The 13,788-nt window shown below is 72.8% G+C and carries 12 protein-coding genes and 1 pseudogene; 7 read left to right on the top strand and 6 right to left on the bottom strand.

Features of this window, described 5'->3' with window-relative positions; genetic code table 11:
• The 3 genes and pseudogenes from ACFO60_RS40265 to treZ form a co-directional block, all read left to right on the top strand.
• A pseudogene (locus ACFO60_RS40265) lies at nucleotides 1–243 on the top strand (glycogen debranching enzyme); the annotation flags it as partial.
• A gap of 107 nt (nucleotides 244–350) precedes the next feature.
• Nucleotides 351–2,576, top strand: coding sequence for a malto-oligosyltrehalose synthase (treY, locus tag ACFO60_RS40260; RefSeq protein ID WP_380852648.1), 2,226 nt, complete (start codon nucleotides 351–353; stop codon nucleotides 2,574–2,576).
• Nucleotides 2,577–2,626: 50 nt separating this feature from the next.
• Nucleotides 2,627–4,351 carry a malto-oligosyltrehalose trehalohydrolase gene (gene treZ, locus ACFO60_RS40255; RefSeq protein WP_380852645.1) on the top strand — a complete coding sequence of 575 codons (1,725 nt, stop codon included), beginning with the start codon at nucleotides 2,627–2,629 and terminating at the stop codon, nucleotides 4,349–4,351.
• A gap of 29 nt (nucleotides 4,352–4,380) precedes the next feature.
• Here the strand turns inward: treZ and ACFO60_RS40250 are convergent, their stop codons facing one another.
• On the bottom strand, nucleotides 4,381–4,905 hold the full coding sequence (locus ACFO60_RS40250; RefSeq protein WP_380852642.1) for an RNA polymerase sigma factor: 525 nt from the start codon (nucleotides 4,903–4,905) through the stop codon (nucleotides 4,381–4,383).
• Nucleotides 4,906–5,077: 172 nt separating this feature from the next.
• On the opposite strand from ACFO60_RS40250, the gene ACFO60_RS40245 reads away from it, so the two are divergent.
• The gene (locus tag ACFO60_RS40245; RefSeq protein WP_380852639.1) at nucleotides 5,078–6,367 is read left to right on the top strand and encodes a cryptochrome/photolyase family protein; all 1,290 of its coding nucleotides are present in this window, start codon (nucleotides 5,078–5,080) and stop codon (nucleotides 6,365–6,367) included.
• On the top strand, nucleotides 6,368–6,670 hold the full coding sequence (locus tag ACFO60_RS40240; protein ID WP_380852636.1) for an MTH1187 family thiamine-binding protein: 303 nt from the start codon (nucleotides 6,368–6,370) through the stop codon (nucleotides 6,668–6,670). It begins immediately after the preceding gene.
• Between the two features lie 42 nt (nucleotides 6,671–6,712).
• Here ACFO60_RS40240 and ACFO60_RS40235 read toward each other — a convergent pair whose 3' ends face one another.
• The 4 genes from ACFO60_RS40235 to ACFO60_RS40220 form a co-directional block, all read right to left on the bottom strand.
• Nucleotides 6,713–7,351, bottom strand: a complete 639-nt coding sequence (locus ACFO60_RS40235; RefSeq protein ID WP_380852633.1) for an FMN-binding negative transcriptional regulator — start codon at nucleotides 7,349–7,351, stop codon at nucleotides 6,713–6,715.
• A gap of 82 nt (nucleotides 7,352–7,433) precedes the next feature.
• The gene (locus ACFO60_RS40230; RefSeq protein ID WP_380852630.1) at nucleotides 7,434–8,237 is read right to left on the bottom strand and encodes an ABC transporter permease; all 804 of its coding nucleotides are present in this window, start codon (nucleotides 8,235–8,237) and stop codon (nucleotides 7,434–7,436) included.
• Between the two features lie 242 nt (nucleotides 8,238–8,479).
• On the bottom strand, nucleotides 8,480–9,529 hold the full coding sequence (locus tag ACFO60_RS40225; RefSeq protein ID WP_380852628.1) for an ABC transporter ATP-binding protein: 1,050 nt from the start codon (nucleotides 9,527–9,529) through the stop codon (nucleotides 8,480–8,482).
• A 2-nt stretch (nucleotides 9,530–9,531) separates the two neighbouring features.
• Nucleotides 9,532–10,344, bottom strand: coding sequence for an ABC transporter permease (locus ACFO60_RS40220; protein WP_380852625.1), 813 nt, complete (start codon nucleotides 10,342–10,344; stop codon nucleotides 9,532–9,534).
• 64 nt (nucleotides 10,345–10,408) lie between these two features.
• On the opposite strand from ACFO60_RS40220, the gene ACFO60_RS40215 reads away from it, so the two are divergent.
• Nucleotides 10,409–11,326: a winged helix-turn-helix transcriptional regulator gene (locus ACFO60_RS40215; protein WP_380852622.1), complete on the top strand. Its 918-nt coding sequence runs from the start codon at nucleotides 10,409–10,411 to the stop codon at nucleotides 11,324–11,326.
• 150 nt (nucleotides 11,327–11,476) lie between these two features.
• The gene (gene pgm / locus ACFO60_RS40210) at nucleotides 11,477–13,126 is read left to right on the top strand and encodes a phosphoglucomutase (alpha-D-glucose-1,6-bisphosphate-dependent) (RefSeq protein ID WP_380852619.1); all 1,650 of its coding nucleotides are present in this window, start codon (nucleotides 11,477–11,479) and stop codon (nucleotides 13,124–13,126) included.
• 185 nt (nucleotides 13,127–13,311) lie between these two features.
• Here the strand turns inward: pgm and ACFO60_RS40205 are convergent.
• The coding region (locus ACFO60_RS40205; RefSeq protein ID WP_380852616.1) for a hypothetical protein at nucleotides 13,312–13,788 on the bottom strand (477 nt) is incomplete at its 5' end.

Below are 13,788 nucleotides of genomic sequence, written 5' to 3'. Positions count from 1 at the left end.
CTCAACGGCGAGGCCATCACCGAGCCCGACCGCCGCGGCCGGCGGGTCGTCGACGACTCGTTCCTGCTGATGTTCAACGCCCACCACGAGACCATCCGCTTCACCATCCCGAAGGACTTCGGTGACGCGTGGGTCCCCGAGATCGACACCGCGGTGCCGATCGCCATCGACACCAAGCTGTACCGCGCGAAGGAGGAGGTGCCGGTGGCAGGCCGATCGGTCCGGGTGCTGCGCCGCGCCTGATCACGCCGCACGGTGTACGCGCCGCGCGGAACACCTCCGCAGGGAGTCCGCGCGCGGCGTCGCGACACCTGAGGCACGCCCGACCGACACTCGTTAAGGAACACGACGTGACCCAACCGGCCAAGCCCACGGCGACCTACCGGCTGCAGCTCACTCCCGGCTTCGGGTTTCGGGAGGCCGAGGCCCTGGTCGGCTATCTGACCGAGCTGGGGGTGAGCCACCTCTACCTCTCGCCGATCCTCCAGGCGGTGTCCTCGTCCCAGCACGGGTACGACGTGACCGACCACACCCGGGTCAGGGCGGAGTTCGGCGGGGTGGACGCGCTGCGCGAGCTGGCGGCGGCGGGGCTGCCGCTGGTGGTGGACATCGTGCCGAACCACATGACCGTGCCGGTCCCCGAGTCCGGCAGCGCCCGCCTGTGGGACGTGCTCGCGCACGGTCCCGAGGCCGAGTCGGCGCGGTGGTTCGACATCGACTGGTCCGGCGGCGGGGGCAAGGTCGCCATGCCGGTGCTGGGCGGCGACACCGACGTCGAGGCCGAGGTGGTGGCCGACGGCGACGTCCTGCGCTACTACGACCACGAGTTCCCGGTGCGGCCGGGCAGCGGCGGGCGCCTCTCCGAGCAGCACTACCGGCTCGTGCAGTGGCGCGAGCCGCCCGGCTACCGCCGGTTCTTCGACGTCTCCTCGCTGATCGGGCTGCGCGTCGAAGATCCCGAGGTCTTCGAGGCGACCCACGAGGTGATCCTTTCGCTGGTGGCCGAGGGCGTGATCAGCGGGCTGCGGGTGGACCACCCCGACGGGCTGGCCGACCCGCGCGGCTACCTCGCGCGGCTCCGCGAGCGGGCCCCGGTGTGGACGGTCGCCGAGAAGATCCTCATCGACGACGAGCGGCTGCCGGACGACTGGGCGTGCGAGGGCACCACCGGGTACGACGCGCTCAACATGGTGACCAGGCTGTTCGTCGACCCGGCGGGCGCCGAGCCGCTCGTCGAGCTGTTCACAGGGCACACCGCCTTCCCCCGTGACTACGACACCGTGCGCTACGAGGCGAAGAGGCAGGTGCTGGCGCAGTTCTTCACCGGGGAGGTCGAGCGGCTGACCCGCGAGACCCCAGACCTGCGCGAGGCGATGACCGAGTTGCTCGCCGCGATGCCGGTGTACCGCGCGTACGCCGTGCCCGGCGAGCGGCCGCCCGCCGAGACCGTGCGGGTGCTCCGCGAGGCCGCTTCGCGCGCCGCCCGGCACGCCGACCCCGCCGCGGTCGAGCGGGCCGTCGAGCTGGTCCTGTCAGGACCGGCCGAGACGGTGGTCCGGTTCCAGCAGACCTGCGGCCCGGTCATGGCCAAGGGCGTGGAGGACACCGCCCTGTACCGCTGGTACCCCCTCGCCTGCCTGAACGAGGTCGGCGGCGAGCCCGACCGGTTCGCCGTCTCCGCCGAGGAGTTCCACGCGTACTGCGCCGGCATGGCGCCGTACACGATGACCACGCTCTCCACGCACGACACCAAGCGCTCGGAGGACGTCCGCGCCCGGCTCGCCGTGCTGTCCGAGCTGCCCGGCGAGTGGGCCGAGGCGGTCGCCGGCTGGTCCGAGCAGGTCTCCTTCGACCCCAAGCTCGACTACTTCGCCTGGCAGAACCTCATGGCGGCCTGGCCGATCAGCGTCGAGCGCTTCAGCGACTACCTGTACAAGGCGGCCAGGGAGGCCAAGACCTCCATCTCGTGGATCAGCCCGGACGCCGCCTACGAGAAGGGCGTGCGCGACTTCGCGGCGCGGGCGATCGACGCCTGCGGCCCGTCGATCGCGGCGTTCACCGAGCGCGTCGACCGGTACGCCCAGGTCAACTCCCTGGGACAGAAGCTGGTCCAGCTCATGATGCCCGGCATCCCCGACGTGTACCAGGGCAGCGAGACCACCGACTTCTCGCTGGTCGACCCCGACAACCGGCGCCCGGTGGACTTCGCCTACCGGCGCTCGCTGCTCGACGCGCCCGAAGCCGGCGGCTGGGACGCCGCCAAGCTCCTGGTCACCTCCTCGGCGCTGCGGCTGCGCGCCAGGCTCGACCCCGAGGCGCCCTACATCCCGATCTCCACCGGCGAGGACGGCGCGGGCCGCGACCACGCGGTCGCCTTCGCTCGCGGCGACCGGGCCGTGGCGGTGGTCACGCGGCTGCCCGCGGGCCTCTCGCGGCGCGGCGGCTGGGACGGCGCGACCGTCACGCTGCCGCCGGGCGGCTGGCGCGACCTGCTCACCGGCGCGAGGCACACCGGCCGCATTCCACTCGCCCACCTGCTCGGGCGTTATCCCGTGGCGTTGCTGGAAAAGGAATAGCAGGCGAGCCCCGCGGACGCCGCGGGGCCGCCGACACCACGGGGAGGAACATGTTCGAGGTCTGGGCGCCGGCGGCAGGTCGCGTCGAGGTTGAGATCGACAGGTCCGAGCGGCACGAGATGGCCCGCGGCGAGGGCGGCTGGTGGTCGGCCGAGGTGCCCGGCGCCACGCACGGCACCGACTACGCCTTCAGCGTCGACGGCGGCGAGGCGTTCCCCGATCCGCGGACGCGGCGTCAGCCGTACGGCGTCTTCGGGCCGAGCCGGGTCTACGAGCACGACCGGCACACCTGGGGCGACGGCGCGTGGCGCGGCCGCGGCCTGCCCGGTTCGGTGATCTACGAGCTGCACGTCGGCACGTTCACCGCCGAGGGCACCTTCGACGCGGCGATCGGCAGGCTGGACCACCTGGTCGCGCTCGGCGTCGACTTCGTCGAACTGCTGCCGGTCCCGCCCGTCCCCGGGCGGCACAACTGGGGGTACGACGGGGTCGACCTGTACGCCGTGCACGAGGAGTACGGCGGGCCGGACGGGCTCAAGCGCTTCGTGGACGCCTGCCACCAGGCGGGGCTCGGGGTGCTGCTCGACGTGGTGTACAACCACCTCGGCCCGTCGGGGAACTTCCTCGCCCAGTTCGGGCCCTACCTCCACGAGTCGGCGTCCTCCTTCTGGGGGCAGGCGATCAACCTGGACGGCAAGCAGTCCGACGAGGTACGCCGCTACTTCATCGGCAACGCCCTGCAGTGGCTGCGCGACTACCACATCGACGGCCTGCGCCTGGACGCCGTGCACGCCTTCCACGACAAGCGGGCCGTCCACTTCCTGGAGGAGCTCGCCGTCGAGGTCGACGCGCTGTCGGCCGCGCTCGGACGGCCGCTCACGCTGATCGCCGAATCCGACCTGAACGACCCCCGCCTGGCCGCCCCGCGCGAGGCCGGCGGCTACGGCCTGGCCGCCACCTGGGACGACGACGTCCATCACGCCCTGCACTCGGCGCTCACCGGCGAGCGGCACGGGTACTACTGCGACTTCGGGTCCATGGAGGTGCTGGCCAAGGTGCTCACCTCGGCCTACCTGCACGACGGCACCTACTCCACCTTCCGGGGGCGCACCCACGGCCGCCCGGTCGACCGGCTGCGCGTCCCCGGTCACCGGTTCGTGTGCTCCCTGCAGAACCACGACCAGATCGGCAACCGGGCGATGGGCGACCGGCTGCCGCCCGAGGCGCTCAGGGTCGGCGCCGGCCTGCTGCTGACCTCGCCGTTCACCCCGATGCTCTTCATGGGCGAAGAGTGGGGGGCGAGCGCGCCGTTCCTGTTCTTCACCGACCACGAGGAGCCGCACCTGGCGCAGGGCGAGAGCGAGCGCAGGGAACGCGAGTTCGTAGGCTTCGGCTACGACGACTGGGGCGCAAAGGCCCCCGACCCGCAGCACGAGGCGACGTTCCACCGCTCCAAGCTCGACTGGAGCGAACCGTCGTCCGAAGGACACGCCGAACTGCTCGACTGGTACCGCGACCTCATCGCGCTGCGCAGATCGTGCCCCGACCTCGCCGACCCGCGGCTCGACCGGGTCTCCGTCGAGGTGAGCGAGGAAGGTCGCTGGATCGTCGTCCACCGGGGCGCCCACCGCGTGGCCGCCAACCTGGGCGACGCGCCGGCGACGGTCCCCGTCGAATCCGGCGCGATCGTGCTCGCCTCCGACCCGAAGGTCTCCTTCGCCGACGAAGGCCTCTCCCTCCCGCCGCACTCGCTCACCGTCGTCCGCCTGGCCTGAACGGCGGGGGCCACGCGGGCCCCGGCCTGTCAGGCCGCGAGCGGGGACAGCAGGGTCGAGAGCCGATGCAGGCCGCGAGCCGTGCGGGCCTTGACGGTGCCGAGCGGCACGTCGAGCCGCTCGGCGATCTCGCGCTGGGTGAGGTGGGCGTAGTAGGCCAGCTCGATGGCCTCCCGCTGCGGCCCGGGCAGCACCGCGAGCGCGCGCTGGATCTGGTCGCGCCTGCCCAGCTCTTCCGCGGTGTCCCGGCCGTCCCCGTCCGCGGGCTCGCACACACTGTCCAGCGGGACCGTCGTGAGCGTGCGCACCCGCAGGTGGTCGATGGCCCGGTTGCGGGCGATGCCGAGCAGCCAGGCCTCCAGGCTGCGGCCCGGGTCGTACCGGTGCCGCGAGCGCCACACCTCGGAGAAGACCACCTGCCGCACGTCCTCGACGTCCTGCACGGGGACGAACTTACGGAGGTAGGCGGCCACCAAGGCGGAGTGAGCGCGATAGCACTCCGCCAGCGCGGCCTCGTCGCCACGTGCCAACCTGATGCCGAGTGTGCCGGTCATTGAGATCACCTTCATCGAGAAATCTACTCAAAACCTATTCAATGCGCCTCCTCGGCCCGGCACAACCAACCCCTCGTCAATGCCGCCCCCCGTTTCCCCCAACTTCCTCCCTGCCCTCACATGGGCGGTGGAACGGGCAACCGATCGCGGACGCTCGTGCGAAGGCACGGGTGTGGACACCGTCATCGTGCTGCTGACCAGGGACCTTCGCGTGAACGACCACCCGGCGCTGGCCGAGGCGTGCGCGCTGGCCCGGTCGGTCGTGCCGCTGTTCGTACTGGATCCGGGCATACGGGCACGAGGCCGGCAGGGTTTCCTGCACGAGGCTCTGCACGACCTGCGCTCGTCACTGCGCCGCCTCGGCGGCGACCTGGTGGTGCGCAGCGGCGATCCGGTGGAGGAGACCATCCGGCTGGCGGCCCTGGTGCGGGCGGACGGCGTGTTCACCTCGGCGGACGTCAGCGCGTACGCCCGCCGGCGCGAACGCCGCCTCGCGGAGGCGTGCGCCGCCCGGCGGCTGCTCCTGCGGCTGTTCCCAGGAGTCACCGTCGTGCCGCCCGGCGCGCTGCGCCCCGCCGGCGGAGACCACTACCGGGTGTTCACCCCGTACTGGCGGGCCTGGACGAGGATCGGCCACCGGCCGGTGCTGCCGGCGCCGGACGCGATCCGGCTGCCGCCGGAGGCCGAGCCGGGCGAACTGCCCGCGCCGCCGCGTCCGCCGCACGGGTCGCTGCGGGGCGGCGAGACGGCGGCCCGGTGGCGGCTGGAGCACTGGCTGGCGCTCGGCCTCGCCGGGTACGCCGCCGGCCACGACGATCTGGCGGGACAGAAGACGTCCATGCTCAGCCCGTACCTGCGCTTCGGCTGCGTGTCGCCGTCGGAGGTGGCCGCCAGGTCGCTGGGCCGGTGCGGCGGCGAGGAGTTCGTCCGCCAGCTCTGCTGGCGCGACTTCTACTACCAGGTCGCGCTCGCCTTCCCGGACCTGCCGCGACGCGACTACCGGGAGCGGAAGGTCGACTGGAACGGCGACGGGGACGCCGCCCAGGCGTGGCGCGAGGGGATGACCGGGGTTCCCGTCGTCGACGCGGGCATGCGGCAGCTCGCGGCCGAGGGGTGGATGCACAACCGCGCCCGCATGATCACGGCCTCCTACCTGACCCGGCGGCTGAGGGTCCACTGGCGGATCGGCGGCGAGCACTTCGCCGACCTGCTCCTTGACGCCGACATTCCGGACAACTGGGGCAACTGGCAGTGGGTGGCCGGCACCGGAAACGACACCCGGCCGAACCGCGTGCTCAATCCCGTGCGGCAGGCCAAGAGGTTCGACCCGGAGGGCGAGTACGTCCGGCGGTACGTCCCGGAGCTGGCCGGTCTGCCCGCCGCGTCGGTGCACGAGCCGTGGAAGCTGCCCGGCCGGGTACCCGGGTACGCGGCGCCGCTGGTCGCCCTCGACAATGTGTAGATGATCGTAGCTTTCTCCGTGACCCCCCTCGGCGTGGGCGAGGCCGTGGCGGAACCGGTGGCGAGGGCCGTGCGCGTGGTCCGCGAGAGCGGCCTGCCCAACAGCACCGACGCCATGTTCACCACCGTCGAGGGCGAGTGGGACGAGGTGATGGACGTCGTCAGGCGCGCGGTCGAGGCGGTCGCCGAGGTGGCCCCCCGGGTGAGCCTGGTGCTCAAGGCCGACATGCGCCGGGGCGTGACCGACGGCATGACCTCCAAGATCGAGTCCCTGGAACGCCACCTGGAGCAGGGCCCGGCCTGACGCCGCCCGCGTCCGGACGACGCCCCGGCGCGCTCGGCGCTCTCAGCGCTCGGCGGTCGCCTCGCGCATGGCGGCGGCGGTGGCGCGGTCGGCCTCGGTGCCGGCGAGCAGGCCCGTGATGACGCCGTCGGCGTCCTCGGGGGAGCGGTTCTGGCCGAGCTTCCACTTCGCCTCGACGCGGGTGATGACGACCTCGATGCCGACGATGGCCCGCAGGTGGCCCTTGACGAAGGCCTCGGGCGCGTCGTCCACCGACCAGGGGACGGGGCGGGCCGACTCGTGCTTGACGGTCAGACGCCTGACCAGCGCCTCGGTCCAGGCCGGGTCGTCGTGCGCCACCAGCCTGCCGTAGACGTGCGCCGTCACGTAGTTCCAGGTGGGGACGACGCGGCCGTGCTCGCGTTTGGTGGCGTACCACGACGGCGTCACGTAGGCGTCCGGCCCGCGGACGATCACCAGCGCCTCGGTGTCGCCGGAGGCGTGCCGCCACTGGTCGTTGTTGCGGGCGAGGTGCCCGAGGAGGGCGCCCTGCTCGCCGGCGGCGGGATCGAACACGAACGGCACGAGGGTCGCGATCATGCCGTGCGGAGTCATGGTGACCAGGTCCGAGGCTCCGGCGCGGTCCAGCAGCTCGGTGACGGCGGCGGGGTCGGGGGCGGCGAAATGCCGGGGGATGTACATGGTAACTCCGGGCGTGGGAGAAGGCGCGACAGGGGGCCTCGACCTCGGGAATGGGGCGGCGCCGCGAGGGGGACGGCATCGATCAGAATAATTTGAGGCGGCCGGTGCGCTGGGCGCCGGCCTCGCCGAGGCGCAGCGCCACGACGGCGGCCAGCACGAGCAGCGCCGACAGCGCGGCCAGCGCCAGCAGGTCGGGCGCCAGCTCGGTCAGCGTCCGCCCGTCCAGCAGCGCGCCCCTGACCACGACGAGGCTGCCGGTGAGCGGGAGCACCGAGCCGAACGCCCGTATCCAGCCCGGCAGCGCGAACAGCGGCAGCCGAACCCCGGCGGCGAACCACATCGGGTCGTCGAGCAGCGTGTAGAGGAACGCCGAGTCCCTGGAGAAGATCAACAGGCTGTTGAGGAACGCGCCCCAGGCGACGGCCGGCGCCAGCAGGGCGAGGAAGACCACCGCGTACATGGCCGGGTGGGCGACGTGGACCACCTCCAGCGCGGTGAGCATCGCCGTCATGAAGCAGGTGAACAGCCAGGCGTTCTGCACCAGCGCGCCGAAGCCGTTGGCCACGACGATCGCCAGCCGGTTGGCGGGGGACAGGAACAGCAGCTCGAGCGTGCCGGTCACCCGCTCGAACGAGAAGTGCCAGGCCGACTGGACGAGCGAGAAGAAGAAGGTGAACCCGAGCGTGCCGGTGGCCAGGAACGCCAGCAGCCGCTCGGGGTCGGCGGCGAGCGGCCAGCGCTCGGCGATCCCGGGCGTCGCCGCGAGCGGGCGCACCGTGTAGTAGGCCGCGGCCAGCTGCATCAGCGGCCAGATCAGCATCGAGAAGACGACGAGCTTGCTGCCGAAGACGCGGCGGTGCTGCTTGAGCGCCTCGGCCCTGAACACCTTGGCGGTGTGCCTGATGGGCCGGGTCCTTTCCCGCGAGCCGCGCCGGACAGGGCGGGCCGGTGGACGCGCTGGACCGCCACGCCACGGCCGGCGCGGCGGCGTCCCGTCACCGGCGCGGGCACGCGGCCGCGCAGGGTGCGGCTCGCCGCCGGGACGCTGCGGCGGGCTCATCCCGTACATCAGGACTTCGTGCGGTCGCAGGGCGTCGCGCCGCGGAGGGCGGCGGGGTTCCATGGCGTTCACGCGGTGACCAGCCCCGCCTCGTCGTTGAGCGCGAGGATGGCGTCCTCCAGGGAGGGCTCGGCCACCGTGAGGCCGGCCAGGGTGCCGCCCGCGTCCACGATCGCCATGGTCAGCGGGCCGGCGATCTCGTCGGGATGGCTCATGGAGACGGTCATGTCCCCGTTCTCGGCCAGCGCGACGGTGGCGGCCGTGCCGAGCCGCCCGGCGAAGGCGGCCACCGCGGACTCGACCCCCGGGGAATGGCCGGCGACCGTGACCCGCACCCGGCGGTGGCAGCCGGTCCGCGCGGTCAGCTCGGCGGGGCTGCCCTCGGTCAGGTGCCTGCCGTCCCCGATCACGTACACGTGCTCGCACAGTTCCTCCACCTCGGTCAGGTAGTGGGAGGTGAGCAGCACGCCCTTGCCCTCGCGCGCGAGGCGGGCGACCACGCGGCGCAGGTCGCGGGCGATCGGCGCGTCCAGCCCCAGGGTGGGCTCGTCGAGCAGCAGGTAGGCGGGATCGTTGATCAGCCCGCGGGCGATGGACAGCCGCTGGGCCATGCCGCGCGAGTAGCGTTCCACCAGGGTGTCGGCGGCGCCGGTCAGCCCGACCAGGGCGAGCAGCTCGTCGATGCGGCCGGTGAGCACGCCGCGCGGCACGTCGTAGAGCTGGCCGAAGTACCACAGGTTCTCCCGGCCGGTCATCCGGGCGTAGACCATGCGCTCGCCGCCCGCGATGAGGTTGATCCTGCGGCGCACCGCGTTCGGTTCCTCGAGCGGGTCCAGGCCGTCCACCCGTACCGTGCCGGAGGTCTGCCGCAGCAGCGTGGCGAGGATCTTGATGGTCGTGGTCTTGCCCGCGCCGTTCAGCCCGAGCAGGCCGGTCACCCGGCCCGGCGGGATCGCGAGCGTCAGCCCGTCCACCGCCGTCTTCGTCGCGGCGTGTCCGGCGTCCGCGGGACGCCCAGCGACGCCGGCCCGCCGGGAGCGGCCGACGCGGCCGATGCGGGCGATCAGGTTCGTGCCGCCGGTGCGGAACTCCTTGCGCAGGGACTCGGTCTCGATCATTGTCAGTAGCTCCTTTCCATCGCGCGCCGTTCGGCGCGCGGCAGCCACAGCAGTCCGGCGGCGATGTAGGCGCAGCCGAGGGCGAGGGCGAGGGCGAGCCGGCCCGGCGGCACCCCCGCGCCGCTGGTGAAGACGCCGCGCACGACGTCCATGGCCGCGGTCGTCGGCACCGCCTCGCCGAGCCACTGGAGGGCGGCCGGCAGGTCATCGCGGGGGAAGGTGAAGCCGGACAGCAGGGCGATGGCGAGGAAGACGGTGTTCTGCGTGATGTGCGCCTCGCCGGCGGTGATCATCACGGCGGTCAGCACCATGGACATGCCGAACACCGCCACGCCGAGGGTGAGCAGCGCCACCAGCGCGCCGGTCGCGCCGGTCGCGGACGGGCGCGCCCCGAGCGCCAGCGCGCAGGCGAGCAGGACGGCCACCTCCAGGGCTATGGCGGTGAAGGCGAACGCGGCGAAGCCGAGCAGGTAGGGAACGCGGGCGGCCGGCGCGATGAGAAGCGCTCCGAGCGTTCCCTCGCGCTGCTCCTGGATGAGCGCCTTGGCCACCCAGAGGATGCCGTGCGTGGTGAACATGAACGCGGCCGCGCCGACGGTGATGTACCCCAGGTAGTCGGCCGAGCCTGTCTTGGCGACGAAGTCGCCGGCCACCCGGCCGCCGCCGATGGCCGCGAGGCCCAGGTGGGCGAGCCCGACGGTGAAGGCGCCCAGCATCAGCGTGCCGAGGAAGTAGGACCACGGATACGCGCGTCTGGTGACCGCCCAGGTGCGAAGGAAGGTCGCCCACAGGACAGGGGGTGGAGGGCTGAGCATGTAAGTCTCCTTTAGGAACTGATGAGTTTCTATCAGAGACTCACAGAGGGCGTAAAGTGACGCCATGGCACGGGAACTACGCGGGCACGACCTCCAATGCGCGATCGCGCAGGCGGCCGCGGTCATCGGCGACTGGTGGAGTCTGCTGATCGTGCGTGAGGTGACGAGGGGTCACCACCGCTTCGAAGAGCTGCTGGCCGAGCTCGGCATCTCGCGCAAGGTGCTCGCCGAACGGCTCAGGCACCTGACCGACCACCAGGTTCTCGAACGGCGTCCCTACCAGACCGGGCCCGAGCGGCACGAGTACGTGCTCACCGGCACCGGACGGGCGCTGGCCCCGGTGCTGATCTCGATGCAGGATTGGGCCGACCGCTGGCTGCTGGCCGACGGTTCCCTCACCGGCACCGCCGAACCCGACAGCGCCGAGGCCGCGCGGGTCCACGCGCTGCGCGGCACGCCCGTCCCGGCCCCCCTGCTCCTGCCCGCGACCCTCCCGCCGGGGGACGGCCGGGCGCCGGGCGCCGCGTCCCGGCCGCTCGACGTGGTGGCGGACGCGCGGGCGACCGTCCTGTTCGCCTACCCGGCGACCGGAGTTCCGGCGCCGTTGCCGCCCTCCTGGGGCTCGCTGCCCGGCGCGGTCGGCTGCACGCTGGAGAACCGGCTGTTCCGGGACGCCGAGCCGTCCTTGACCGCCGAGGGCGTCGCCGTCCACGGCGTCAGCACCCAGCGCCCCGACGAGCAGGAGACCTTCGCCGCGGGCGAGGGCCTGACCTTCCCCCTCCTTTCGGACATGGACGCGCAGTTCGCCGCCGCACTGCGGCTGCCGACGTTCCGTGCCGGGCAGACCCTGCGGCTCAAGCGCCTCATCCTGGTCGTCGACGCCTCCCGGGTGATCCGCGACGTCATCTATCCCGTCCTCGACATCCCCGCCGCCGTGGAGGAGGCCGGGCGGATGGCGATGAAGGTCGTCGAAGGTCCGTGACGGACGGGGGATGGGGGTGATGTGAGCGTTCGCCGCCGCTGAGTACCATCGGCCCGGAGCGCCATCCTATGAGCGGCGATATCCGTATGAAGCGGATCTCGTGGGGGTAGTGCCCAACCGACCGGTACGAGCGTGGGGCGAGGAGTTCTCATGGTGCACGAGCGCGCTGGGCAGCCGGCGCAGGCGTCCGATCTGGTCGATGTGCCCCGTCTCGTGACGGCGTACTACAGCCTGCACCCCGATCCCGGCCGCCCGGAGCAGCGGGTTGCCTTCGGCACCTCCGGCCACCGCGGATCGTCCCTGGCCACGGCGTTCAACGAGGAGCACATCCTGGCCACGAGCCAGGCCATCTGCGAGTACCGGGCGCTGCAGGGCACCGACGGGCCGCTCTTCCTCGGCATCGACACCCACGCGCTCTCCGAGCCGGCCCGGGTCTCGGCCCTGGAGGTCTTCGCGGCCAACGGCGTGACCGTCCTGATCGACAGCCGCGACGGCTACACCCCGACGCCCGCGGTGTCGCACGCGATCCTCACCCACAACCGCGGCCGCACCGCCGGCCTGGCCGACGGCGTGGTGGTCACCCCGTCCCACAACCCGCCCGCCGACGGCGGGTACAAGTACAACCCCCCGAACGGCGGCCCCGCCGACACCGGCGCCACCTCCTGGATCCAGGACCGCGCGAACGCCCTGATCGCCGGCGGCCTGAAGGAGGTCCGGCGGATCCCCTACGCGCGGGCCGTGACGGCCGAGACCACCGGGCGGTACGACTTCCTCGGCTCGTACGTGGACGACCTGCCCTCGGTGATCGACGTCGAGGCGATCCGCGGCGCCTCGGTGCGCATCGGCGCCGACCCGCTGGGCGGCGCCAGCGTCGCGTACTGGGGCGAGATCGCCGAGCGGCACCGGCTCGACCTCACCGTGGTCAACCCCGTGGTCGACCCCGCGTGGCGGTTCATGACGCTCGACTGGGACGGCAAGATCCGCATGGACTGCTCGTCCCCGTACGCGATGGCCTCGCTGATCGCGAACAGGTCGGCCTACCAGGTGTCGACCGGCAATGACGCGGACGCCGACCGGCACGGCATCGTGACCCCCGACGGCGGGCTGATGAACCCCAACCACTACCTCGCCGTCGCCATCTCCTACCTGTGGGCGGCCCGCCCCGGATGGCCGTCCGCCGCCCGGGTCGGCAAGACCATGGTCAGCAGCGGCATGATCGACCGGGTCGCCGCCGACCTCGGCTGCGAACTGTACGAGGTGCCGGTCGGCTTCAAGTGGTTCGTCGGCGGGCTGCTCGACGGCTCGCTCGGGTTCGGCGGCGAAGAGAGCGCGGGCGCGTCCTTCCTGCGGCGCGACGGCTCCATCTGGACCACCGACAAGGACGGCATCATCCTCGCCCTGCTGGCCTCGGAGATCGTCGCGGTGACCGGCCGGTCGCCGAGCGAGCACTACGCGGGCCTGACCGCCCGGTTCGGCGAGCCCGCGTACGCGCGGGTGGACGCGCCGGCCACCAGGGAGCAGAAGGCCGTGCTCGCCCGGCTGTCGGCCGGCGACGTCCCCGCGGACACGCTCGCCGGGGCTCCGGTGACCGCCGTGCAGACCGCGGCTCCCGGCAACGGCGCCGCCCTCGGAGGGATCAAGGTGTCCACCGCCGACGCCTGGTTCGCCGCCCGCCCGTCCGGGACGGAGGACGTCTACAAGATCTACGCCGAGTCCTTCAGGGGGCCGGACCACCTGGCCCAGGTGCAGGACGAGGCCCGCGCCCTGGTCGGCGCCGCCCTCGACCGCGCCACCCCCTGAGGGCCCGCCCTGCCGGGGAGCCGTCGCGAGGCCGGCGCGCGGGCCGGGTGCCCGCCCGCGCGCCAGGGTCACGCGACCGGAAGGGGCGCCCGCCGCGAACGGTCACCTGACCTGGACGGCCGCGCGGCCGGATCGATCTCATGGCCTGGACGGCCGCGCGGCCGAGGATCACCTGGCCGGCGGGGTCACGCCGGGCCGGGGGTGAGGGCCGCGCCGCCGCCGAAGCCCTTCGCGCGGCACTCGTTCTGGATCTTGTCGATGTCCACGTCGTCCCCGGGGAGCTCGTCGTAGGTCCAGCCGAGCGAGTTGGGGTCGGAGGCTGGGGCCGGGACCAGGTGGACCTTGAAGCCGTAGTCCTGCATGCACTTCACCTGGACGCGCACGGAGGCCGCGTAGTGCGGGTTCTGCTTCGGGTCGAGCTCCGGCGGCAGCAGCGGGACCTTGTCCCGGCACGCCTTGCGTGCGGCCTGGTAGGCGGACTCCTCGGCCGGCGTGAACTTGCCGTCCTTCTGCAGCATCCCGTTGTCCGTCAGGCAGTCCGCGTACGCCTTGCGGTACCTGTACACCTCCTCGGTGGTGCTGTCGAGGCGGAGCTGGGGACGCGTGCCGTGCGCGTCCTCGGCGCGCGGTGCGGCGCTCGACGGCGCGGACGTGGCGGGGGC

Source organism: Sphaerisporangium dianthi, assembly GCF_042654065.1.
GTDB classification, from domain to species: Bacteria; Actinomycetota; Actinomycetes; order Streptosporangiales; family Streptosporangiaceae; genus Sphaerisporangium; species Sphaerisporangium dianthi.
Note: the sequence above shows the minus strand (reverse complement) of the source record. Positions and strands in the feature narration are given on the sequence as shown.

Coding starts and splice junctions, on each gene's coding strand:
- treZ (WP_380852645.1), top strand. CDS start 2,627: ATGTTCGAGGTCTGGGCGCCGGCGGCAGGTCGCGTCGAGGTTGAGATC.
- ACFO60_RS40250 (WP_380852642.1), bottom strand. CDS start 4,905: ATGACCGGCACACTCGGCATCAGGTTGGCACGTGGCGACGAGGCCGCG.
- ACFO60_RS40240 (WP_380852636.1), top strand. CDS start 6,368: ATGATCGTAGCTTTCTCCGTGACCCCCCTCGGCGTGGGCGAGGCCGTG.
- ACFO60_RS40235 (WP_380852633.1), bottom strand. CDS start 7,351: ATGTACATCCCCCGGCATTTCGCCGCCCCCGACCCCGCCGCCGTCACC.
- ACFO60_RS40225 (WP_380852628.1), bottom strand. CDS start 9,529: ATGATCGAGACCGAGTCCCTGCGCAAGGAGTTCCGCACCGGCGGCACG.
- ACFO60_RS40220 (WP_380852625.1), bottom strand. CDS start 10,344: ATGCTCAGCCCTCCACCCCCTGTCCTGTGGGCGACCTTCCTTCGCACC.
- ACFO60_RS40215 (WP_380852622.1), top strand. CDS start 10,409: ATGGCACGGGAACTACGCGGGCACGACCTCCAATGCGCGATCGCGCAG.
- pgm (WP_380852619.1), top strand. CDS start 11,477: ATGGTGCACGAGCGCGCTGGGCAGCCGGCGCAGGCGTCCGATCTGGTC.